The following is a 21,939-nucleotide window of genomic DNA, read 5'->3' on the forward strand; positions in this document are numbered from 1 at the left end:
TATAGCAGAGTCGCCCTGAAAGGGCGAGGCTTTAGACCCAAAATTTCTGGTAAACTGTTCACTTTGGCAGCCGGAAGACATCGGCGAAAATGGATCGATCGCTCGGACGCCGTTCGGGATGGGGGGAATCGTACACCACCATCAACCCGTCTTCCTCGAAACAGGGAAATAGGGTCAAGCCTTCGGCGTGGTCTGCCCCGATGGTAAAGGGAAGGTTGAAGAGGAGTTTCAAAACTCCCGATTCTTCGTCCCAAAGGGTATCGCGATCGCGCTCTAATACGTCTTTGAGGCGAAACACCTGCATCGTCCCTTCTAAAGCCATTGTGGGGCCGCCCAGGACGATTAAATCGTCGCCGTGAAAGCAGAGTTCGCGAATTCCCAATCCGTTGATATCGACGAAATGCTTGCGGTAACGGCGGCCGTCGTCTAATTTCTTTAGGGTCAACTGACCGGTTTCGGAGGCTTCGACTTGGATTTCTATGACGATCGACCAACCGCGCAACACTGGCCCCCGCAAGCCGAGAAAGATGCGATCGCCCCGCACGGCCAAGCCTTCGATGTCCAATCCGTTATCTTTTGAGGGCAGTTGCATTTCCACAAACGGCCCGAGATGGTCGTCTTTTTTTAAGGCGTCGAGTAATAGGTTGCTGGCTTCGGTTCGGGTTAAAGCTGCTGCAAACCGGCGATCGCCTGCGTCGTCGGAGGTGGCGCAGGATTGGACGGGTTGGCCGTTGAGAACGGGAATGCGGACGAGTAGGTTGCGATTGGCGTCTCGTTTGATTTCGGAAAGCCGTTCGAGGTCTTTTTCGGTTTTTGTGCCTTTGGGTTTCTTGCGTTTGAAGCTGTGAGACCCCACAATCCAAAGATAGCCGTCGGCGTAGTCCATGCCTTCGATGTCGATTTCTGAGTCGTCGATGAGTTCGACAAATTCTTGGATGCGAAACAGTTGGTGTGCGCCGTAGACTCCCGGTTCGAGGGGGGAAAGCCGTTCGATCGAGGTGAGTTCGTCAGACCCCAGCCAAAGGCTACCGTCGGGGGTTTTGGCTACGGCGGAGAGTTCGCCAATGAGGTCGTCGTCGGCGTCTCGATCGAATTTCAGGAGAATACGGCTGAGTAGAAAGGGGTCGGACATGGTGAGATTGCGTTGGGACAACAGCTCTAGGCTATTTCCACCCTGGGGCGATCGTCCTCTTTCGCCGGTTAGGCATTGGGAAAATTCAGAGAGGCGATCGCCCCTTGATTTACTTTTAATACTTTTGAGCGATTTACCGATAAATAACAAACTTTTTGTTCTGTAAGAATTTTAATTTTGTATTTTTATTAAATTGCTAAACTAATAAATAGAAGTTAAAAAATAATAGAGCATCAAGGGTGACATTTTACGCAAACTGCTACAAAAAGTAACGTTTCGAGATAAGATAGAGCGCGATTGCCATTCAGTAGTTTTACCTATCGAAGGTCGATCGGATCGAAATCCCCGAATTTCACAGGTTTAAATTTCACAGGTTTAAATTTCACAGGTTTAAATTTCACAGGTTTAAATTTCACAGGTTTAAATTTCCGTTTTTTACACCTTACCGAAAATCTGGGTTTAAAGCCTCGCCCTTCTCGGGCGACTTTACCCGGTAATTCGTGTGGTAAGAGGGAAGGCTCGAACAGTACCCAAGGGCATTGGGAAACTGCCTCGAAAGAGGGAACGACTGGGGAGACTTCCACCTCTGCTGATAAAGGGAAACCTGAGTCAGTAAGTGGTGTGGCTGAACCAGTAACTGCTCTAGAGCAGGAATCATCGCCCTTCTAGGGCGGTGAGGATGTCAAGGAAACACGCGCCTGGGTCGGTTTCGGGGTCGTACTACCGTCGTGGGGAGTTTCCTACCCAACCCCTTCGGACTGTACGACATGGTAGGAAACGTTTGGGAATGGTGCGCGGATACGTGGCATCACAGCACCGACGGCGCCCCTGCGACGAAACTTCGCGGCCGTTACGGGGTGGGTCGTGGATGTTCTTCCCCGGTTACTGTCGTTCCGCGACGCGAATTCACTACAGCCCCGAGTTTCGCAGTTATAACGTGGGGTTCCGCGTGGTTTGTGGGGCGGCGAAAGTGGGTTAGTCCCCATGAGGACGAACGCCCACGCGATCGCCCTTTTCTTTCCCTATCTTTTCTTACCCGTCGTCTAAATTTTCAATCTCCACCGGATCGATCGCCTCGGCCGGTTCGTAGCCGAACACGCGCGAATAGAAGTAAAACTCCGCATCCAAAGCGCGTTTAATATTCTCCGCTTGGCGAAACCCGTGTTGTTCCCCCTCAAAAGGAACGTAAGCCACGGGTAAACCTTTCTGTCGCAACGCATTCACCATGCGTTCGGCTTGATTCGGCGGAACGACTTTATCTTCTAAGCCTTGGAAGAAAATAACCGGACAAGAAAGTCGATCGGTAAAATGAATCGGCGATCGCGCCTCGTAAATGTCCTTGCGTTCGGGATAGGGTCCCACCAATCGATCGAGATAGCGAGACTCGAACTTATGAGTATCCGTCGCCAACGCTTCCAAATCGCTGACACCGTAATAACTCGCCCCCGCTTTAAACGTATCGCGGAAGGTCAGGGCGCAAAGGGTGGTATAGCCCCCCGCACTTCCCCCCGTAATCGCCAAGCGATCGCCGTCCACCCAACCGCGATCGGCTAAATACTTCGCACCGTTGGCGCAATCGTCCACGTCCACAATTCCCCAATTTCCATCGAGGCGTTGGCGGTAATCCCGACCGTATCCCGTACTTCCGCCGTAGTTCACATCCAGAAAGCCGAACCCGCGACTCGTCCAATACTGAATCGACAACCGCAGTCCCGTCGAAGTGCTAGCCGTCGGACCGCCGTGGCTTTTCACCAACAGGGGCGGTTTCTCCCCATCTGGCGCTTGATAGTCGGGGTTCGTGGGGGGATAGAAAAAGCCGTAAGCCGTCAAGCCGTTTTCCGTGGGAAATTCGATGGGTTCCGGCTTCGAGAGATAGGCGGGATCGACGTCCAACGCGGTCGATCGCCGCAAAATCTGCAGGTCGTCGCGATCGACATCCATCAACACCAACCCACTGGATTCCGTCGGCGAACTTCCCAAAAACGCCACTCGATCGCCTCTTCCCTTCACCGAAGAAATCTGCGTATAAGGCGTTTCCAGATTTTGCAAGCGTTTCGTCCCCAAGTTCAGCGTCGCCATCTGCCACATTCCCTGTTGCGTGTAGGTGCAGATGAGGCGGTCCGACCCTAAAAACGCATAAGTGGACATACCGAACACCCACTGCGGCGTCGCAAACTCCGCGTTGAGGGGAAACAACGGTTCCACGTCCGCCTTACCCAGACGGTACAGATTCCACCAACTGGCTCGATCGCTGGCGAAATACAGCGTTCCGTTGGGGGACCACTGGGGCTGAAATACCGACTCGTTCGCACCGCCCGTGACGAGCTTCGCCTCGCCTAACCGACCGTTATCGTCGAAGTCCGCCAACCACAACTGAGTCCCGTCCCAGGGCATATTGGGATGGTTCCAACTCAACCAAGCCAGTCGCGTTCCATCGGGACTCAAAGCGGGCGAGGCGAAGAAATCGCTTCCCGAGACCAACACCTCTACAGACCCATCAAACCCCACCGCCACGAGGGTATTTTCCGGTTCTCCCTCGCCGCTGTGGTCTTCCCGAACGCACAACAGGCGTTGTCGGGGTCTGTCAACGACGAAATCCGCATAGCGAAACGCCCCCTCTGGGGTCAGGGGTTCTGGGGTTTCCCCCAAGGGTTGACGGTAGATGCGTCCGTCGCTGAAATTCGAGAAGAACGCGACGCCACCCGCGACAACGAACGACCCGCCCCCGTACTCGTGGACGCGACTGCGAACGTTGTAGTCTTGCGGGGTCACGTCCGCCGTCGTCCCGTCCGGTTGGCGGCGGACTAAGACGTTGCGGCCGCCTTCAGAGGGACGGCCTTCGACCCAGTAAATATCGTCTCCGTCGAAGGCCAGTCCTCCCAATCGGATGCTTCCCGACACGATGAGGTCGGAGGTAATGGGAGATTTCCAGGTGCCATAGGGGGCGATCGTCGGGCTGTTCGGTGTCATCGCGTTTATCGTTAATCGTCTTCGGAAATGAGGGCGTTGCCGTCACCACCGAGAAGTTCGGCGATGGCCTGGTGTTCGCGGGGAACCCGAGAGGGGGGATCTTGTCGCGCGTCGGTAATCAGCCAATCGAGGGCTGCTGCTTGTACGTCGATGGCATTTCCCAAGCGATCGACGCAGTAGCGACCGAACACCAATTTATCGACCAAGCGAATTCCTCGTCCCAAACGAGAATACTCGAAAATTACACTGTTATCGACCGTGGCGTTGCTACCGATGCAACAACTGGGGCCGATCATGCTCGGTCCGACGATTTTCACCCCGTCTTCGATGCGGGTCATAGAGCCGATGTACACGGGGCCTTGGATGTCTACTTTGTCCCAGTTGACGACCACGTTCAACCCGGTATAGACTCCCGGTGCCACTTCCCGGCCGGGAATTCCTACGTTTTTGACTTCTCCTCGCAGGACGCTGCGGATGGCTTTCCAGTAGTCGGGAACGCGTCCGATGTCCACCCATTGGAAATTCATGCTCAATCCGTAAAAGGGCGCTCCCATTTCCACCAGTTTCGGGAACAGGTCGCCGCCGATGTCGTATTCGACGCCAGAGGGGATGTAATCGAGGACTTCTGGCTCGAAAATGTAAATTCCGGTGTTGATGTCGTTGCTGAGGGCTTCGTCGACGGACGGCTTTTCCTGAAACGTTTTGATACGGCCCTCTTCGTCGGTGACGACGACGCCGTAACTGGATACTTCGTCTTTGGGAACGGGTTTGAGAATGACGGTTGCGATCGCCCCTTTTTTGCGGTGCCATTCGATGGCGGAAGTGATGTCGAGGTCGATTAAGGCGTCGCCGCACAGCACCACGAAGGTATCGTCGAAGAAGGGGTAAAAGTCTTGAATGCGCTTCATTCCCCCAGCCGAACCCATTGCTTTTCCGATGAGTTCGCCGTCGGCGATTTTTCCTTCAAAGGAATAGCCGATTTGAACGCCGAATCGCTGACCGTCGCGGAAATAGTTTTCGATTTCGTCGGCCAGGTGGCTGACGTTGACCATAATTTCGTCGAAACCATGTTGGCGCAATAGTTCGACGAGGAACTCCATCACTGGCTTTTGCAGGATGGGAATCATGGGTTTGGGAATCGTGTAGGTGATGGGGCGCACGCGGGTTCCTTTCCCCGCTGCCAAAATCATCGCTTTCATGGGAATATATCTCTTGAGATCCTGAGTCTACTTGGATTTTGCTGGATCTTCTCAACCCGATCGCTTCGCTGCGGTACCACGGTGACGCGAGACGAACGCTGTCTTGGGAATTCGAGCCGCTCGATCGGCTAACGCTCGCTTCGATGGCTCGAAGACGATGGACTTTCCCACTATACGATACGATACAGATTCGGGGAAAACAGACCGATCGGGCGCAAAGATGGCGCGATCGAACGGGGCGAAACACCGTGGTTGTTTTAAGCGGTGGGGTCGGCGATCGCCCGAATTTTTAAATCTTGGTAAAAAATGTCTTGGGACAGTTCTACTTTTGATTGGGACGACAGCAGGAGTAACGCCCAAAATACGGCCACTTGATGGTGGGCGAAGTCTCCTCCAGCATCGGAATTGGGCGTCCAACAGTCGAGGAGGCGATCGAACGCTACCCATTCTCGCCCTTGGGAAATCTCCTCCCAGTTTTGTAGCAGAAATTTTTCGATTTCAGCGGCGGTTTCGGTGAGGTTTTCTTGGTGCGCCAGTTGGCTAATTTCTCGCGCCGCTTGGCGTTTGGAGGATTGCAACCGCCGACGGCTTCGTTGGGGAATCGGGTTGTCTTCGAGTTCTTTGGCGATCGACTGTACGCGATCGATCATTTCTTGCAGTGTAACCGGTCGCGTGCGCGGGGGTGGGGCGACGGCGCGGCGACGCAGTTGGTTTTCTAGGCGCAGGGGAAGGGATAGCTGTTCGGAATCGCCCATCTCCAGCCAGTCGGCTTCTTCTGGATCTTCGGCGCCCTCTTCCTCGAGCAGTTCGGACGCCCTGACTAGGGTATCCGCTTTCAGTAACAGCAGCATTGAGGCGTAGAGAAACGCTTGTCCGGAACGGGACAAATCCGCTTCGTAAGGGGAGCGACCGTTACTGACCCCTGTGGGAGCCAGTTGGCTCAAATGTCGATCGATGACATCGACCACCCGCACGTCCCAGGGGTCGATCTCTCCTCGTTCGGCGAGATCCAGGAGCAGTTCGATGGCGTCTTGGGCGATCGATACGGTCAACGGCGAACAGGCCTCTAACAGCAAACTTGCTTTGGCATTTTAGCGCATTGGAGGTTGGGGTGAATTTGACCGTCGCGATTACGTCGAGTCCCCTTGGCTGGCGATTCCTAGCTCTTTACTGGATTGTTTGAGTTTTTTCCAAAGGGCTTTCAGTTCGGTGTAGGCTTCTTCCGGCGATAATTTACCGCCAGTTTCTAGGCTGCTTATATAACCCACTCGTTGGGCAAATTCTTGCAGGTTTGCATCGAACAGCAAAACTTCCGGATGTTCCGGGGCAACTGTTCCGTGATAGGGAGCGTGAGGGTATAGAAATTGGTGACGATCCATCGTCATAACCTCTTGATAAAGGAGCAAAAAATTAGAAGGCGTTTTTTTATCCTTAACTTTATCATAACCTTTTTTAAAAGCGATGACGACTGCTTGTCAAGTGGTGAAGAATTTGCAACGAATCGGAATCGATCGAGATCGCCGTTCAGTTGTGATTTACATCACTATCCTGTAACCGGGCTTTTGGGAAAATTTCCCTTGAAAAGTCGATCCCAACTACTTTTAAGCGCAATTGTCAACGACCCACAACAAGAATTTCGATCGCGCTTGGGTTGGGATTACAAAATATTAAGCAGATTAAGGTTATGTTTTTTGGACTGATTGAAGTCCTGACAACACTAGATCTTACTGTGACTCAAAGTAATTCTACGGCAGTCTTTTTCAGGAAAGGGAATTACAAAAAGTCAAACGACCTACGTGAGATTGCGGTAGAGATGGCTGAAGCGATCGCACAGCAGCGCCGCAAACAAGAGACTTAAACTTTCAAATTTGCGTTCTCGTTCGCGCTATACAAACTAATTATAATCCTTAAAAAACCTCAAAAAATCCTCCGATTGGTAGAGAAAAACCGCCATCGTTTTTTACACAATCTAACTCGTCAATTCCGGAATAATTCTCGAAGTCTGTTTCTCGCCAACTGACTTTTCGTCTAATCTCGTCTATCTCAGGCGATCGCTCCCCATCAGCCCCTAGACTTACCTGGGGAAGGCTGTAGAGAAAAAACCGAGAAAACGCGATGGTTTCAAACCGATTGCAGCACGAAGCGAAGACCCAGAAGAAAGTCCGAGACTTGACTGAAAATCGCGCCTTTTGTAGAGCAGTCTTAATCGGCTCCTTTTGTTAGAAACATCTCTCAACGGTATGCTAACCCACCTCTTCTCGAACGTCCAGATTCTTCGCGTTGCTTCGGGGGCATTTCGGAGACTCACTCGCCAGAGAGAGGGTAAAAGTTTGAACTCAAAGCGATCGCCGTAACAAAAGCCGTCTTCAAAGGGGACGGATAGCTTGCGTTACACTGCTTTAGCGACCCCGACGATCGATTTGTGCTTCATGTTCCAAGCCACGCGACGCCGCCTCGCCATCTGGTATACCACCGTCACGGCAATTTTACTGTTAGTCTTTGCCACAACGGTCTATCTCTACGTGCGATCGACCCTGATCGATCGCGTAGACGACACCCTCAAGCACGTGGTGGAAGTGGTGTCGCGATCGATCTCGATCGAAACCCAACAACACCAACCCTTCCAACTCGACATCGAACGCAGCGTTCGCAATAACGCCAGTTCCCTAGAAGAAGACCGCATCGACCTCGAATGGTTCAGTCCCAGCGGCGAATTACTATGGTCTACCCTCTCCGAACCCCTAGAGGTTCCCCTGAGTCCCACCGCGACGCCGCAGACGGTGTATCTTCCCAACAAACTCGCCCCAGAAAGCCGTCCCGTACTGCGTCAAATTACCAAACTGATTAAGATCGATCGCCAACCCTTGGGCTACCTGCGCGTCAGTCACCCCTGGTTTGAAATCAGCAAACCCAGCCGAGATTTCGTCATTGACCTCAGTTTCGGATTCGTGGTCATGGTAACGTCTGTGGCCGCCATTGGCTGGTGGCTGTCAGGACTAGCCATGAATCCCGTTCGCGAGTCCTACCAACACCTCAAACAGTTTACCGCCGACGCCTCCCACGAACTCCGCAGTCCCCTCGCCAGCATTCAAACCAACGTTCAAGCGGCCTTAGCAGACCCCGACATGGCGGACGGGTCTTGTTTCCAACAGTTACAAGTCATCGAACGACTCACTCGTCGGTTGGGGCGTCTCGTAGACGATTTGCTGTTCCTGACGCGACAGGATAGCGGAATGGCGAAATCTCAGAAAGCGGCCATATCTCTCGAAGCGGTATTAATCGAAGCCATCGAAGAACAAGAAGCGATCGCCATCGACAAACAGGTAGAGTTACAGGTGGATATCGTCGAACCGCCTTCGCAACCGGACGCGACCTTTAGTCTCTACGGCGATCGCGATCGCCTGGTGCGTCTGTTAACCAACGTACTCGGAAACGCTATTCTCTACACGCCCCCCGGCGGAACCGTCACCGCCAGTTTAAAATACGTCACCACCAAACAGGGGTCGGCGTTACAAGTGCAAATCCGCGACACCGGAATCGGAATTCCTCCCGACGCCCTCCCCCATGTTTTCGATCGCTTCTACCGGGTCGATCCCGCCCGGTCTCATGACGCCTCCCACCCCGCTGGGTCGGGATTAGGACTGGCCATCGCCCAGGCGATCGTCCGCAACCACGGCGGCGATATTTCCATTGAAAGCGAGGTCGATCGCGGAACGACGGTAACCGTATGTTTCCCCCTTTTGCATTGAGGAGAGGGGATGATGGGGTGATGAGGTGATGGGATGGTGGGATGATGGGGTGTCGGTGCGTGACGATTTCTCGGTCTAAGGATTCACACCCGGTTTTTCAAGTCACGCACCCTACGAAAACTTTTCACTGTTGGCTGTTCCCTGTTCCCTCTCCCATCCAGGGAACGTAACGGGAGATATCGAAAAGTTTGCCAAACTGGTGTTGCATCTTTTGATAGAGGTTGCGATCGACCGTGCGGATGTGGACGTGGCCAGTTTGACCGGGTAAAAGAAAGCCGTCGTCGTTATCGAGGAGTAACGTCACTTCTAACACGGGTTTCGCACCGGGGGTATCGGAATCGATACTCGGGCCGATTTCGGAGACTTCCGCCCTGTATTGGGTGTTTCCTTGGTTCTCCGTTTGGAACCGTCCCAGTTGACCCTGACTCACCAGATTTTTGTCCCCTTGGGCGATTTGGACGCGGGCTTCGAGTTCTCCTAAATCGACGATTTCGAGAAGGGTTTCCCCGGCTTCCATGCGCGTCCCGTCGCGCAAGTCCAAACCTGCGGTAATCACCGTTCCGTCAGTGGTCGCCCGTAGGGTTAATTCTCCTTGTTGGTCTTCTAACCGTTCTAATTCCGCTTCAAACGAGGCGATCGCATCTTGGTGACTTTGCACTTTCGCCGCCGCTGCGGTGACTTCTTCTTCGGCGGATTGTCGCTGGGCGGTGCGACTGTCGAGTTCGTCTCGCACTTGTATCAGTTCGTCTTCGAGACGGTGGCGCAGGTCTTGAATGCGTTCTCGGTTGGCGTCGATGTTGCGATCGCGTTGCAGGGCGAGGTTTTGCTGTCGATCGATCTGACTGTTTAACTGGGCGATGCGATCGATCGTCGCCTCCAGTTCCCCTTCTTTTTGAATAATCTGCTGAGAAATCGCCGATTGTCGGTTTTCCAGATTGTCGAGATACTGTCCTTGTGGGGCGATCGCGCCATCTTCAATATAAGGTTGCAACCCGAGGATTCTCGCTTCGATATCCTCGAGATCCCCGTTCAGTAACGCCAATTCGCTTTCAATCGATCGCTGTTGCGTTCGGACTTCCGCGATTTCCCCTTCTAATCTCGCCACCTCATTTTCATATCCAGCAATTTCGTAGCGTATCCCGTCGATTTCCCGTTCCACCTGGCGAGTTCGGGGAACTCCCATTCCCGAAGTGACGGCGTCGTAATCGTTGAGTTCGCGATCGAGTCGCCGTTGAGCGTTGTTTTCCTCCGTTTGAGCCGCCATCAAGCGAGTTTGCGCGATAATTAACTCCCGTTCGGCGATTTGTAACGCCGATTCTTCCTGTTCGATCGATCGTTGCACCTCTGCGATGCGATCTTCTAACCTCAGATTGTCGATCGTCGCGAGAATATCTCCCGATTGGACGCGATCGTTATGACGCACTCGCACATCCACAATACCCGATTCAACCGTCGTCACTGCTTGACGTTCCCCAGGGCGAGAATCGATTTTCGCTTCTCCCGTCACATAATTCGGAAGCGGAATCAAGCCCAACGCCCCCACGCCAACCACCAAAACCCCCGCGATCTCCCAACGGTTGAGGCTTCCCTTCGACTCCGCCGCCGCCGTCTCTGAACTCGGTTGCGGTGTGGGTTGCGGGGCGGGTTGCGTTGGCGGTTGTATCGGCGCGTCCGATTGCGGCGGTGTCGCAGCAGTTCCCTGGGGCGGAACCACTTTTAACGGAGAGTTCGGCTGAGGTTGTGGGTTCATGGGTAGATGCTAAAAACGACAGTAACAAAATCGACGGTAATAGGACTTAAATACAACTTCCTCCAAAAACCTCTGTGTTCTCTGCGTCTGGTGTGGTGAATAATTTAGGTAAAAAATTTGGGAAACCCAATCAATCCTCCGGGGCGAAAATGTAGTAAATCGCCCAAAGTTCCACCAGAAACAGAGCGATCGCAGGAATATTGGTCAGCGTCCACCCCATCAGACGGAGAAACAGAAAGCCAAAAACGCTACAGATATAGACCAAGCTCAACGGAGCATAAATCGCCAAAATTTTGCGATCGCGGGAAGTTTCGCGAATCGGCTTTCCTTGCAGCAAATTTTTATAAAAGCCAAACGATCGACTGCGAAGATTATTAATTCCCGTCGTCGCCACCGCCAAATGATAGCCGTCGAACTTCGCCAGAGGATTGAGGTTGAGCGCCACAGTAAACAGCGACGACGCCATCAACAAATAACTAGCGGTGTACAGCCAACTTCCCTCAACCGAGAGGTTCCAAGTCCAAAGAGCGATCGCAGCGATGGAAATTTGCGTCAAAACCCCCACCCCCACCACTTGAATTCGCTGCCACCGCGACAAACAATAAGAATCAGTCGTGTTCGTATACGCCGCAGGAAACAAGCACATAAACAGCAGTCCCATTTCCGGAACCACGCCGCCGTAATGCTTGAGAGTAAAAGCGTGACCGAGTTCGTGAACCGACACCACCGCCAACGCCAACAGCACAAAGGGAAGCATCAAACTTCCCCCTTGCGTCTTCCACAGTTGCGTTCCGATATCGAGAATTTCCCCTTGTTGCGACAAACCCATCACCAGCGACGCCACGAGAAACGACGTCAAACTCCAGCCAAATCCCCCCGTCCACAACCAGCGCAATCGATCGATATGTCGCGTCAGCCAGTTATCGGGGTTCAGCAGCGGAACCCGGAAAAAGAGCAACTGCATGGGGTTGAATTTACCCCGTTTGCGTTTTTGAGGTTCAGTCCCCTCCAGCATTCCCGTCGCCGCCAGCAGTTGCAGGAGTTTGCGCCATTGTTGAGGATCGATGGCGGTGTCCGTTGTCGTTGCGCCCCCCAACTTAGCATCGATGGCGGTTTTATCGGCGGCGGACACTTGTAAATAGGTGAGATCGATCGGGTTTCGTAACACCCAGTACCCATCGGGATTTTCCACCCATTCCACCCCCGCCTTAAAACGAGGAGAAGCCTTAGACGGCGCTGGCGAATTGGGAGAATCGAGAGCTAACACCCCCAATTCCACCAGTTTTTGAATCAATCCCGTCACGAGTTGCGCGTCGATCACCGTAAACTCTCGCTGACAGCGGCGTTGCACCTCAGCCACGCTGTATTTCCCAACGAAGTATCGCAACCCATAGCCTTCAGTCCCCGAAAACTGATATCGCGCCGTCGTAACGCGAGAGCGCAACAGCACGCGATTCTCCTGTTTGAGTTGCGACAGTTGCCAATAGGGGCGAATATCGGGACAAATCCAATCGTCAGAAATTTCGATCGCCGTCGGAAGCGGATAACCCGTAACCATATTGAATGAGATGCCAACCCTTCATTTATCTCTCGGTGGAATCTCACCCAATTTTACGGCGATGCTCGGATCTTGTAATAACTCTTTACAAAAAAAACGGAAAAAGTCAGACAAGCTGACATTCTCATCCCCTCACCTCCTCATCCCCTCACCGCCTCATCTCCCGATGCTCTCGGTTATGCTGAAGCCAATGGGTAAAACGCTTCTCGAAAGCGAAGGCTTCTTTCTCGAAAATGTTGTTTTCGTAGACGCGATCGGCTCGTTTGTATTCGAGAAAATATTGATAGCCAAACTCGCCCAACCCTCCTAACTCTTCCGACTGGCGCACGTGAATTAGTTCGTGGGCGAGTAGGGTAATTTGTTCGAGATTGTCGGGGCGGTAAGATTCGTTGACGTAAATGCGATATCCGTAAACTTGGGCGTTAGAGTAGCCGAGATCGATTCGCAGGTTCGCCCCCACCCAGTTATCCATGAGTTGGGCGTCGTAAACGATGCGAACGCGATCGACTAAATCGCCGAAATAGGGACGTAGATATGCTTTTTGCGTGTCGTCGAGGCTTTGGGGTCGATCGTGGTTGCGTTCCATCACCTCCGCGATGGTACGGTACGCTAGCGCCCCCATATTGGCTAAAACCGGTTCGGGAATCCCATCGGGAACTTGACCGCGACAGACTTGTCCCAAAGGGGTTTCGGGAGAATAACACGCTCGAGATACGAGACTCGAGAGGGAAGCGAGGAAAACTCCCGCAGACAAACACCCGAGTAGTCCACCCAGGTACACCGCAAATCGAGAATGGCGTGGCATCAACAACTAACAGCAACAATTCGTTACCAGTTCCAGGCAAAAATCGACAGCAGACGCTCCCTCGATCGCCCTATCGAAAAAATGCTCGCTCACACCAAATCTCATGTTTCGACGGCGATATTGAGGATCGAGGTTTCCGGCGTCTCGTCCGAGCTTTGCTTTACTTTTATTAAAACAGGAGTCTCGAGGGCGAAACCGCTATCTGACTCACCAAAAATGTTAAAAAATAAATATTAATTTTTGCTTCGATTTATTAAAAAGGGTTAAAAAATCGGTAGATGCCACCGTTAGCGAGGTTTCGATCGAGCTGCGACCGAGTTATCGTAAAATATCTCTGTCGTTGACTCGATCGAGATGGCTGTTTACGAAGACCGAGAAGCCTATATTCCGTATCGCCTAAGCGATCTCGTCGAACTGTGCGTGTCCGACAGTTCCTTTGACGAATCCCAGGCTGAGAAGTTCCGAGAATTTGCCAACCTCTTAGCAGCGTACTACCATTTTCAGTTTCACAGCTACGCCCGCACCATCTTAGACAATTACGCGCCCTTCGACCCCGATCGCACCACCCGCGAGATTCAGCAACCCACCGCCGCCGACTTGGAACGGATGGAAGAACAGGTTGTGTCATCGTTTCGTAACGTTCTCGAACGGGCGAACTTCATGGAACTGTCTCGGGAGTTACTTGAAGAAGCTTTTGAGGATCGATCGCTGATCGATTTGAAAACCAACGTCGATTTTGAAGATTTCGATCAATTCCTCTGTTTCTATCGCGGCGACGTTTACCAAACTGTCCAAATTAAGAAATGGATATTCTGGACGCGAGAGATGCAACTCGACATCCTCGAACGAGTAGCTGTTTTAATAAAATACAAAGGAAAAGAGTATTTCCGAAGAAAAGAAATCGACCCAGACCGTCTGGAATTTGAGCCAGGAAAAACCTACGTTTATCTGTATAAAAACGTTCCCAAACCCGATATTGAGTTTCTTTTTCCGAACGTCAAAACCAGCATGACGTTAAAAGACAGGCTGTTATTTATCGTTCCGGCGATTGGCGCGGCGATTCCGGTATTTATTAAGGTTTTACCGCAACTTCTGCTCGTGATTAGTGTCGTTCTTTTTCTCACGGTGGGGCTGCCAGATATCGGCCTGTTCCAAGCGGACGAAGACGACGTAGAAAATCTGACCCCGGTGTTACTGGCGGTTCTGTCGCTGTTAGTTGCCCTTGGGGGCTTTGCGTTCAAGCAATACAGCACGTATCAAGGCAAAAAGATTAAGTTTCAAAAGCACGTGACGGAAACGTTATTTTTCCGAAATATTGCCAGTAATTCCAGTGTTTTTACAATGTTAATTAATGCGGCGGAGGAAGAAGAATGTAAAGAGATTTTGTTGGTGTACTATCATTTGCTACAAAGTCCCCAACCGCTGACGCCTTCGGAACTCGACGATCGCATCGAACAGTGGATGGAAGATAAATTCAATACCACCATCGATTTCGACATTAACGGGCCGTTGAAAAACCTCGAGGAAATTCGCGGCGGTCGGGGCAATTTACCGCTGATGCAGTACGACGAAAAAGGTCGATGTCAACCGCTTTCGATCAAACAAGCCAAAGCGGTTATCGATGACATTTGGGACAATGCGTTTCAGTTTGGGGAAGTTGAGATCTGACGTTTCACATCTCGATTGGCGATCGCCTAAATTATCCCTAAATCCAGCCTTCCCGTTCCAAATCCTCGATCGCCTGCAAGCCACGGGGATCGCCCACCCGCAACAGGGACGATCGAGCATCTTCCCGAACCCCCATATCCTCATCATCTTCCAGGGCTTCCAACAGCGAATCGATCGCCCCAGCATAGACCACGTTCGAGGGCAGTTCCCGGCACAACTGTCCCAACGCCCAAGCGCAGTTACTCCGCACCGCCGCCACGGGATCCCGTCGCAACTCTTCAATTAACGGGGGAACCGCCACAAAAATAGAGTCATAGCCCACCTTCGAGAGCTGTCCTAGGGAACTCGCCGCCCACAGGCGCACGGCGGAAATATCGGTTTTTAGGGCGTCCACCAAGGGATCGACAGCGCGTTTGTCGCGGCAGTTGCCCAAAGCCCAAACCACGCCTTTACGGACGTAACCGTTCCAATCTCCCAAACTTTCGATCAGGGGTTCGACCACGTCGGCGCGGGTGTTGCGTCCCAAAGCATAAGCCGCACTCACCCGCGCTAGGGGGCAAGCATCCTTTAACATCTCCGTTAACTTGGGAATCGCCCGTTCGTCGCGAATTTCGCAAAACGCCCGCGCGGCCACGATCCGCTTTTGAGGATCGGCTTCGTCTAACAGCGCCAACATGGCATCGGGATTGGGGGCGGCGTTTTCTGCCGCGTCCGCTCCCTCCAGGCGATCTAAAGGACTATCGGTATTGTTGGGGGTCGAGAGTGTTCCGAGATCGTCGTTGTGCATACTTTCAATCTTTGGTAGAGCGACGCCCAAAACTTCGCACGGATGGAAAAGTTGGGGAAAGGCTGGGCGCGGTCTAAAATCAACTTGTCGTTCCGTTAGGCGCGATTGGGTAACGTGATGACATAGCGATATCCCGTTTTCGGCGATCCCCGAACCATCATCGTACCACTGTGCAGTTTGACCAGTTGAGCGGCAAACAACAAGCCCAGTCGCTCTCGAGATCGATCGAGCGGCATCTTTTCTAATTCTGGCAGAAGGGCGATCGACTGTCGGTCGCGATCGTTGTCTTCCCCGGACAGGGAGCGTTCCAGCAGGGGCGTCGACTCCTCGAACACTGTATCCTGTACTTCGGCGACGTTGTCGGGAACGGGAAGGCCGCAGAGTTCTAACTCGCTGGCGGGCAGGCTTTCCCCCAACCAGGGATGAGACGCCCACACGGAGAGTTCCATGGCGTCTTCGGGCGTTCGGGCAACCCGCACTCGAATCGTGCAGCCGGTTTCGGCGGCGTGAACCACGCGGGCGACGGCGTGATAGAGGATTTGTTGGACTAAATCTTTGTCGAGCATCCAGATTCGATCGATAGCCTCGACGGATTCGTCGATTTGCTGTTCTCGTCGTCGCGCGACGGGTTCGAGGGTTTTCAACACCTGCTGACACAGCATTTCCATATCGATCGAGGTCAGCGATCGCGCCGCGCTGGATTCTCTGAGCGATCGCAACATTAAAATCTCTTCCACCAGAGACAGTAAATACTGACCGCTATCGTGGATGATTTTGAGATATTCCTTTTGTTTGCGCCGCAGCGGACCGTAAATTTCCCGGTTGAGAACGCTCGTCATCCCCATCACCGAGGTCAGCGGCGTTCGCAACTCCTGCAACAGTCGATCGAGCAGTTCGGTTTTAATTTGATTCGTCGAGAGAATATCTTCCAAGGGACGAGAGGCGGCGCTCGGAGGCGGCGCGGCCGGCGTTTCCGACGGCCGCGTTTGAGCTAACGTCTCGATGGGGGCGTAGAGCCGCTCCACTTCCCGCATCGCCAGACGCGCCGCCAGTTCCACGAACTTCACTTCCCGTTTGGCAAAGCGACGCGGCGCTAAATCCATCACCGCCAAAGTGCCGAAACAATGTCCCGCCGCCGAAATCAAAGGAACGCCGAGATAGGCCCGGACGCCGTACTGTCCCACCAACAACCGATGGGCGAATTCCGAGTGAGAGGCGGTATCGCGAATCGACAGCAGTTGTTGCGTTTCCACGATGTGAGTACAAAAAGACTCCATCCGCTTGGTGCGTTGCAGCGTCGCCAGGGCGGTTAAGTCTTCCTTGGTATCGAGAGACCGCGCGACAATCCATTGCCAATCACGATCGAGCAAGCCCACAACGGCAATTGGCACGTCGAGGGCTTCAGCCACGGTTTTCACGGCTTCCTCAAACGGAGGAATCGATTCCTTTTCGAGCAAGCCCGAGTCTACCAGGGCTTGAAGGCGTTGTTGTTCTCGATCGATCTCGGTCATGACAGTTGGCGCGGCAAACAATTCTCTCAAAATTTGATGTTATTGAAGTCCCGGGTGGTCGAACAGCGCCGCTAAGACACGCACGCCGCGAAGTTGGTTGGATAGGGGAAGATGACCTTTCGGCGCACTGAGATCCCAAGTAAATTCTTGGGGGAAACGAGTCCAACTGTTCCCCGTTTTCCAGCCCAGTTTCGGCCAGAGTTTGTCCCAGTTTTTGCTAACGCCCAGCCATAACTTGCGTTGGACGGAAAACCCAAACTTTCCGTTCGAGTGGGCGACCCACAGGCGATCGATGGTTTGTAAGTCCGTTGCGGGAATGTTATCGACTTCCGTAAAATACAGCCACGACCGCGCCACAGCGTCTTGACCGCCAAGCTGACAGAGCCACTGGCGGGTTAAATCGTCGGCGTCTCGAAACCGTTCTTCGGCTAATAGCGCCTGAAGGGGAGTGTAGTCGATGCCCCGTTCGGAGTCGAGATTTAGCGGACTCGAGAGGGTGGGATCGGTCATGAGTGTGTTGGGTTGACTGTCACTATCCCTTCTCATTTTCGCAGAATACGACGGATAATGTCGCTGCTCGATTGGGGAATTTCGATTTCGACCAGTTGGATACGACCGCCATAGGCGCGAACGGCTGGCGCTTCGGGGAGGCTGTCGGGTTGGTAGTCGCCCCCTTTAACGTAAATGTCGGGCTTTAAGACTTCGATCGCGGCCGTGGCTGTGGTTTCCGGAAAAATCACTACGCCGTCGACGGGTTTGAGGGCGGCCAGGAGTTCGGCCCGCTGTTCTTGGGGAACGATGGGACGGGGCGGGAGTTCTGGCGGTTGCGGTTTGATGGCCGCCACGGAGCCATCGCTGTTGAGTCCCACCACGAGGGCGCGACCGAGTTGTTTGGCGGTGGACAGATAGCGCACGTGACCGCAGTGTAACAGGTCGAAACAGCCGTTGGTGAACACTAGCGGACGCCAGCGGTCGGGGTCGGCTTCGACGGCCGCATGTAACTCGGATAGGTCGTACAAACCAGCTATCATATCGAGAAGTTGAAGATGGGCTGTTTCGAGAGATTTGGGACAACGGCTGAGAACGAGACGCTCGATCGCAGATACGCGGTGCAGATTCCTTCAGCCGGGGCAGCTCGACGCGATGTTTTTTTGGGAAACCCCGATGGCGTGCGAAGCCCCACTAGACAATAGTATCAGCCTGAGTCTCTGCCCGGACGGGGGAGCTTGGGGGGGATCGATCGGAATCCGTCACAAGATCTCGATCGCACTGTCATTGTTTTGTCATACGGGCTGCTTATTCTAGTCAACAGTCAGTCCGAGCGAGTTAGCCCAATGGGTCGGTTCCTCAAATCCGGCGCTCCTCACACCCAGTCAGACTCGGACTGACCTTTTTCTCCAGGCGATCGTTGAATGTAGGACTTAGGCAGAAACCCAGTTTTTTAAACGAATTCTGTGATTTCAGCGTCAGGGCTAGAGCGAGAAACCAGGTTTCTTGACTGACACGCGATCGTTTTAAGGTTTGCGTTTCTCTCTTTTTAGCTAACATCGAATTGAGAGGTGAATCTATTTTGCCGTTATCCAACTTATCCAAACCGCATCTATCCGAGCGTTATACCTCTAAAACGCCCCATTCAACCGTGTCACAGCCCTCTTCTTCTCCCCAATTCCGCGCCCTAGCCTATCTCGCCGTGTTTCTCCTCGGCGGCGGCGTGGCTTGGGTGGCGAAGGATACTTTAACGTCTTCTCCCCCCGTGGCGCAGACCAATACAGCCGAGTCTAACTCGGGGGCGATCGTCTCTACTGCCAACACCGAGACGCCCCCCGATCCCACCCCAACGCCCCCGGAAACCGCCGCCCCCCTGACGCCGACGAACTTCGTCACGGACGTGGTGAACCGAGTCGGGCCGGCGGTGGTTCGCATCGACGCCGAACGCACAGTCACATCCCCTCAAGGTCTTACCCCCTTTGAAGACCCCTTTTTCCGGCAGTTTTTCGGCGTCCCTCAAATGCCCCAAGAACGGGTTCAACGGGGGTCGGGTTCCGGTTTCGTTCTCAACGCCGACGGTCACATCGTCACCAACGCTCATGTGGTGGAGGGAGCGGACACTGTAACGGTTACCCTCAAAGACGGTCGCAGCTTCGACGGCCGCGTGATTGGCAGCGACCCGATTACGGACGTGGCGGTGGTGAAAATCGACGCCGACAACCTACCCACCTTGAAATTCGCCGATTCCGACAATTTGCAACCGGGAGAATGGGCGATCGCCATCGGCAACCCCCTCGGTCTCGACAATACGGTGACGACGGGGATTATTAGCGCCACGGGTCGATCGAGCAGCGAAATCGGCGTCCCCGATAAGCGCGTCGAGTTCATCCAAACTGACGCCGCCATCAATCCCGGCAACTCTGGCGGCCCGCTGCTCAACCAGAACGGCGAAGCGATCGGTATGAACACCGCCATCATTCAAAACGCCCAAGGTCTCGGCTTTGCCATTCCCGCCAACACCGTCTCTCGCATCGCCGAAGAACTCATCGCCACCGGGCGCGTGCGACATCCCTATCTGGGCATTCAAATGGTGACGCTGACCCCAGAAATCAAAAACAATCTCAACCGCAATCCCAACAGCGGCTTAACCGTCGAAGAAGACGAGGGTATCCTCATCGTCCGCGTGATGGCGAATTCTCCCGCCGCTGAAGCGGGACTCCGGGCGGGCGATGTCTTGCTCTCCATTGACGGTAAAACGGTCACAACGGCCGACGAAGTTCAGCAAGCGGTGGCCGATGTGGATGTCGGCCAGACCTTAAGGCTGGAACTCAAACGGAACGGCGAAACCCTGACGTTAGAGGTTCGCACGGGGGCTTTAAACGACGCTCAGCGATAAAACAAGCGAGACCCAAGACTTGACAAAATTAATTAAATATGGTATATGTCTCGTCGTAGAATCCCACGGCAACCAAGTTTCGATGTTGGGTGTTTTGCCTCACCTAGGATCTTTTAAAGCTGGGGGCGTTGAGTCGGGAGAGCGGGGAAAGAAAACGCAAAAATTCGCCTAAAAATTGCAGTTTGCTGGAAAACTGCAATTTTTTTTTCAAAAAACTTCTCAAACGTTGCGGACTCTCTCAAGGCAGAATTGCATTTAGTACAATAGGCAGACTAATACTTAAGTATTGGCTTATTGTCGGCCGCGAGTTGGAATGACGAACCCCCAAGAGAGAAAGCCACCATCGAATCGGCGTTCTCGAGCTGGGGTTTGGCGTGCTTGACAACTCCGCTAAGGATGTATCTCCGCTCTCAGGAGGCTTTATGAGTTCCTCTTCTCATCAGTTTTCAAATTCTAACGATACGGTGTCGGCTGCGATCGACCCCTCTACCGAGGCTCGAGCGTCGGAATCCCCGAACGCTTCCGAAGGACTCCACCGTCCCACACCGCCGCGCAAACCGGAACCCCCCCGGCCTCCCGCACCGCCTTCCCCCCCGAAAGCCACCTCGCAACCGGAGGCGGACGAACCCAAACCCCCGGAACGTCCGGCGCCGATTCCCGCACCGAGCGAACCGAAGCAATATCGCGCCATCGGCGTCGTTCGCGGTCGTTACCTTCCCTCGGAGGAACAGGTATCGCGGGGTGAAATCGCCACCGCCGACGGCAACGTACAAGCGGTGTTACTCGGTCGCGTCCTCAGTTTGGTGAAAAACCACATCGACCTGGAACAGGATCACCTCTGGGTTGTTTATCCACGCACCGGACAAAAGGACGGTCAGTTACATTTACAAATTGTGGGCGTCTGGGAACCGGAAACGCTCCATCAGGAGGAAGACGAAGACAATTCTCAGTTAAAACCGATTCCCGCCTCGGAAGTCGAAGACGGCTATTTTTCGATTCGCGGCGAAGTCATTTTTTGCTCCCAAGAGCGAAACTGTGTCGTCGTCAAAATTCGACAAGCCCCCCGCAAACCCAAGCAACCGCCCAAGTTTTTCAAAGTTCAGTTGACTGGCTGTCCCGAAGGTAAGCTATTGCGGCACTTCTGGGAATTCGACGTTATCCGACAAGGGGAAGACCTCGTAATTCGCAGCGGTAGCGATATGGGTCCGATGCCTCCGAAACGCCGTTCGGGAGGGCATCGCAAAGGTAAAGGTGGCTCGCGCAAACCCTTCAAACGCAAGGGCGGCGGCCGACCGCACGGAAACAGTCGCCCTCAGAAAGGAGGTAGCGATCGCCCCCGTCGCACGGTGGAATCTCCCCGTAAGTCGGGCGATTCGCCATCGAAATCCTAACTCGTCATCGAGAGAACCCGGTGTCTCCGGCATCACTGCTGTGGAGGCCGGGTTCTTGGTTTCGGGTACGATCGAACCTGTTCTCCTCACGATTTTTTACGTTTAACTATGAGTCATTCTGACGATCGCGGCCGCTTAGTTCTTAACCACTCGACTCACCTCGATGGTTTGATTCCCATTTTGGAACGTCTCGTCCAACATCGCGGTATCCGCACGGTCACACCGGGCGTCCTCAGCCGCGCCAAGGGTCACGTCCCCAAGTTGAAGGTACGGATATCGGTGCCGATTCGCGGCGGTTTTAAGGCGATCGCCCGGTATGGCAAAACGGTACAAGAGGTGTTCGTGTTGACGACCCTCTCGAAAGGAGAGTTGGAAACCACCCTCACCCAGATTTTAAATCGCTGATTTCACGTCCTTGTCCGGGTTGTTTTTAAAGCGTCTGGCCAAATGGATTCTGGCTTAAACCTCTAGGACTTACGCAGAAATCCGGTTTCTTATACGAACGAGAAACCGGGTTTCTTGACCGACAAGGGGG

19 protein-coding genes and 1 pseudogene are annotated in these 21,939 nt (G+C 53.5%); 8 read left to right on the plus strand and 12 right to left on the minus strand.

What is annotated here, in order from left to right:
* Nucleotides 1-58: 58 nt before the first annotated feature.
* The gene (locus tag ACP5D4_RS11300) at nt 59-1,132 is read right to left on the minus strand and encodes a DUF3616 domain-containing protein (RefSeq protein ID WP_428011732.1); all 1,074 of its coding nucleotides are present in this window, start codon (nt 1,130-1,132) and stop codon (nt 59-61) included.
* Between the two features lie 297 nt (nt 1,133-1,429).
* Here ACP5D4_RS11300 and ACP5D4_RS11305 point away from each other — a divergent pair, with 297 nt between their 5' ends.
* The 3 genes and pseudogenes from ACP5D4_RS11305 (at nt 1,430) to ACP5D4_RS11315 (ending at nt 2,111) form a co-directional block, all read left to right on the plus strand.
* Entirely contained in the window at nt 1,430-1,801 is a 372-nt protein-coding gene (locus tag ACP5D4_RS11305; protein WP_428011733.1) for a pentapeptide repeat-containing protein, read from the plus strand.
* Nucleotides 1,802-1,860: 59 nt separating this feature from the next.
* Nucleotides 1,861-1,932, plus strand: a pseudogene (locus tag ACP5D4_RS11310) (SUMF1/EgtB/PvdO family nonheme iron enzyme); the annotation flags it as partial.
* Between the two features lie 2 nt (nt 1,933-1,934).
* The gene (locus ACP5D4_RS11315; protein ID WP_428011762.1) at nt 1,935-2,111 is read left to right on the plus strand and encodes an SUMF1/EgtB/PvdO family nonheme iron enzyme; all 177 of its coding nucleotides are present in this window, start codon (nt 1,935-1,937) and stop codon (nt 2,109-2,111) included.
* 53 nt (nt 2,112-2,164) lie between these two features.
* Here the strand turns inward: ACP5D4_RS11315 and ACP5D4_RS11320 are convergent, their stop codons facing one another.
* The 4 genes from ACP5D4_RS11320 to ACP5D4_RS11335 form a co-directional block, all read right to left on the minus strand.
* The gene (locus tag ACP5D4_RS11320) at nt 2,165-4,102 is read right to left on the minus strand and encodes a S9 family peptidase (protein WP_428011734.1); all 1,938 of its coding nucleotides are present in this window, start codon (nt 4,100-4,102) and stop codon (nt 2,165-2,167) included.
* Between the two features lie 11 nt (nt 4,103-4,113).
* The gene (locus tag ACP5D4_RS11325) at nt 4,114-5,301 is read right to left on the minus strand and encodes a sugar phosphate nucleotidyltransferase (RefSeq protein WP_428011735.1); all 1,188 of its coding nucleotides are present in this window, start codon (nt 5,299-5,301) and stop codon (nt 4,114-4,116) included.
* Between the two features lie 257 nt (nt 5,302-5,558).
* Nucleotides 5,559-6,377 carry a segregation/condensation protein A gene (locus ACP5D4_RS11330; RefSeq protein ID WP_428011736.1) on the minus strand — a complete coding sequence of 273 codons (819 nt, stop codon included), beginning with the start codon at nt 6,375-6,377 and terminating at the stop codon, nt 5,559-5,561.
* Nucleotides 6,378-6,431: 54 nt separating this feature from the next.
* Entirely contained in the window at nt 6,432-6,680 is a 249-nt protein-coding gene (locus ACP5D4_RS11335; RefSeq protein ID WP_428011737.1) for a DUF7219 family protein, read from the minus strand.
* 1,050 nt (nt 6,681-7,730) lie between these two features.
* On the opposite strand from ACP5D4_RS11335, the gene ACP5D4_RS11340 reads away from it, so the two are divergent.
* A complete protein-coding gene (locus ACP5D4_RS11340; RefSeq protein ID WP_428011738.1) occupies nt 7,731-9,050 on the plus strand; it encodes a sensor histidine kinase in 1,320 nt (439 codons plus the stop codon).
* Nucleotides 9,051-9,174: 124 nt separating this feature from the next.
* Here the strand turns inward: ACP5D4_RS11340 and ACP5D4_RS11345 are convergent, their stop codons facing one another.
* The 3 genes from ACP5D4_RS11345 to ACP5D4_RS11355 all read right to left on the minus strand — a co-directional run bounded on the left by ACP5D4_RS11345 (nt 9,175) and on the right by ACP5D4_RS11355 (nt 13,163).
* Nucleotides 9,175-10,800 carry an efflux RND transporter periplasmic adaptor subunit gene (locus ACP5D4_RS11345; RefSeq protein WP_428011739.1) on the minus strand — a complete coding sequence of 542 codons (1,626 nt, stop codon included), beginning with the start codon at nt 10,798-10,800 and terminating at the stop codon, nt 9,175-9,177.
* A gap of 130 nt (nt 10,801-10,930) precedes the next feature.
* Complete coding sequence (locus tag ACP5D4_RS11350; RefSeq protein WP_428011740.1) at nt 10,931-12,358, minus strand: M50 family metallopeptidase; 1,428 nt, start codon at nt 12,356-12,358, stop codon at nt 10,931-10,933.
* Nucleotides 12,359-12,506: 148 nt separating this feature from the next.
* Nucleotides 12,507-13,163, minus strand: coding sequence for an eCIS core domain-containing protein (locus ACP5D4_RS11355; protein WP_428011741.1), 657 nt, complete (start codon nt 13,161-13,163; stop codon nt 12,507-12,509).
* Between the two features lie 354 nt (nt 13,164-13,517).
* On the opposite strand from ACP5D4_RS11355, the gene ACP5D4_RS11360 reads away from it, so the two are divergent.
* A complete protein-coding gene (locus ACP5D4_RS11360; protein ID WP_428011742.1) occupies nt 13,518-14,831 on the plus strand; it encodes a TMEM143 family protein in 1,314 nt (437 codons plus the stop codon).
* 37 nt (nt 14,832-14,868) lie between these two features.
* Here the strand turns inward: ACP5D4_RS11360 and ACP5D4_RS11365 are convergent, their stop codons facing one another.
* From ACP5D4_RS11365 to ACP5D4_RS11380, 4 genes are all read right to left on the minus strand, one after another.
* A complete protein-coding gene (locus ACP5D4_RS11365) occupies nt 14,869-15,618 on the minus strand; it encodes a HEAT repeat domain-containing protein (protein ID WP_428011743.1) in 750 nt (249 codons plus the stop codon).
* 95 nt (nt 15,619-15,713) lie between these two features.
* Complete coding sequence (locus ACP5D4_RS11370) at nt 15,714-17,129, minus strand: GAF domain-containing sensor histidine kinase (protein ID WP_428011744.1); 1,416 nt, start codon at nt 17,127-17,129, stop codon at nt 15,714-15,716.
* A 39-nt stretch (nt 17,130-17,168) separates the two neighbouring features.
* On the minus strand, nt 17,169-17,639 hold the full coding sequence (locus ACP5D4_RS11375; protein WP_428011745.1) for a GUN4 domain-containing protein: 471 nt from the start codon (nt 17,637-17,639) through the stop codon (nt 17,169-17,171).
* A gap of 32 nt (nt 17,640-17,671) precedes the next feature.
* Complete coding sequence (locus tag ACP5D4_RS11380; RefSeq protein WP_428011746.1) at nt 17,672-18,160, minus strand: adenylyltransferase/cytidyltransferase family protein; 489 nt, start codon at nt 18,158-18,160, stop codon at nt 17,672-17,674.
* Nucleotides 18,161-18,768: 608 nt separating this feature from the next.
* Between ACP5D4_RS11380 and ACP5D4_RS11385 the strand changes: the two genes are divergently transcribed.
* The 3 genes from ACP5D4_RS11385 (at nt 18,769) to ACP5D4_RS11395 (ending at nt 21,809) form a co-directional block, all read left to right on the plus strand.
* Entirely contained in the window at nt 18,769-20,013 is a 1,245-nt protein-coding gene (locus tag ACP5D4_RS11385; protein WP_428011747.1) for an HhoA/HhoB/HtrA family serine endopeptidase, read from the plus strand.
* A 422-nt stretch (nt 20,014-20,435) separates the two neighbouring features.
* Nucleotides 20,436-21,404: a hypothetical protein gene (locus ACP5D4_RS11390; protein ID WP_428011748.1), complete on the plus strand. Its 969-nt coding sequence runs from the start codon at nt 20,436-20,438 to the stop codon at nt 21,402-21,404.
* Between the two features lie 108 nt (nt 21,405-21,512).
* Entirely contained in the window at nt 21,513-21,809 is a 297-nt protein-coding gene (locus ACP5D4_RS11395) for a DUF2103 domain-containing protein (protein WP_428011749.1), read from the plus strand.
* The last annotated feature ends 130 nt before the right edge of the window (nt 21,810-21,939 follow it).

This window comes from Baaleninema sp. (genome assembly GCF_049974805.1).
Taxonomy (GTDB): Bacteria; Cyanobacteriota; Cyanobacteriia; order Cyanobacteriales; family Geitlerinemataceae; genus Baaleninema.

Coding starts and splice junctions, on each gene's coding strand:
- ACP5D4_RS11300 (WP_428011732.1), bottom strand. CDS start 1,132: ATGTCCGACCCCTTTCTACTCAGCCGTATTCTCCTGAAATTCGATCGA.
- ACP5D4_RS11320 (WP_428011734.1), bottom strand. CDS start 4,102: ATGACACCGAACAGCCCGACGATCGCCCCCTATGGCACCTGGAAATCT.
- ACP5D4_RS11325 (WP_428011735.1), bottom strand. CDS start 5,301: ATGAAAGCGATGATTTTGGCAGCGGGGAAAGGAACCCGCGTGCGCCCC.
- ACP5D4_RS11335 (WP_428011737.1), bottom strand. CDS start 6,680: ATGGATCGTCACCAATTTCTATACCCTCACGCTCCCTATCACGGAACA.
- ACP5D4_RS11340 (WP_428011738.1), top strand. CDS start 7,731: ATGTTCCAAGCCACGCGACGCCGCCTCGCCATCTGGTATACCACCGTC.
- ACP5D4_RS11345 (WP_428011739.1), bottom strand. CDS start 10,800: ATGAACCCACAACCTCAGCCGAACTCTCCGTTAAAAGTGGTTCCGCCC.
- ACP5D4_RS11350 (WP_428011740.1), bottom strand. CDS start 12,358: ATGGTTACGGGTTATCCGCTTCCGACGGCGATCGAAATTTCTGACGAT.
- ACP5D4_RS11355 (WP_428011741.1), bottom strand. CDS start 13,163: ATGCCACGCCATTCTCGATTTGCGGTGTACCTGGGTGGACTACTCGGG.
- ACP5D4_RS11360 (WP_428011742.1), top strand. CDS start 13,518: ATGGCTGTTTACGAAGACCGAGAAGCCTATATTCCGTATCGCCTAAGC.
- ACP5D4_RS11365 (WP_428011743.1), bottom strand. CDS start 15,618: ATGCACAACGACGATCTCGGAACACTCTCGACCCCCAACAATACCGAT.
- ACP5D4_RS11370 (WP_428011744.1), bottom strand. CDS start 17,129: ATGACCGAGATCGATCGAGAACAACAACGCCTTCAAGCCCTGGTAGAC.
- ACP5D4_RS11375 (WP_428011745.1), bottom strand. CDS start 17,639: ATGACCGATCCCACCCTCTCGAGTCCGCTAAATCTCGACTCCGAACGG.
- ACP5D4_RS11380 (WP_428011746.1), bottom strand. CDS start 18,160: ATGATAGCTGGTTTGTACGACCTATCCGAGTTACATGCGGCCGTCGAA.
- ACP5D4_RS11390 (WP_428011748.1), top strand. CDS start 20,436: ATGAGTTCCTCTTCTCATCAGTTTTCAAATTCTAACGATACGGTGTCG.
- ACP5D4_RS11395 (WP_428011749.1), top strand. CDS start 21,513: ATGAGTCATTCTGACGATCGCGGCCGCTTAGTTCTTAACCACTCGACT.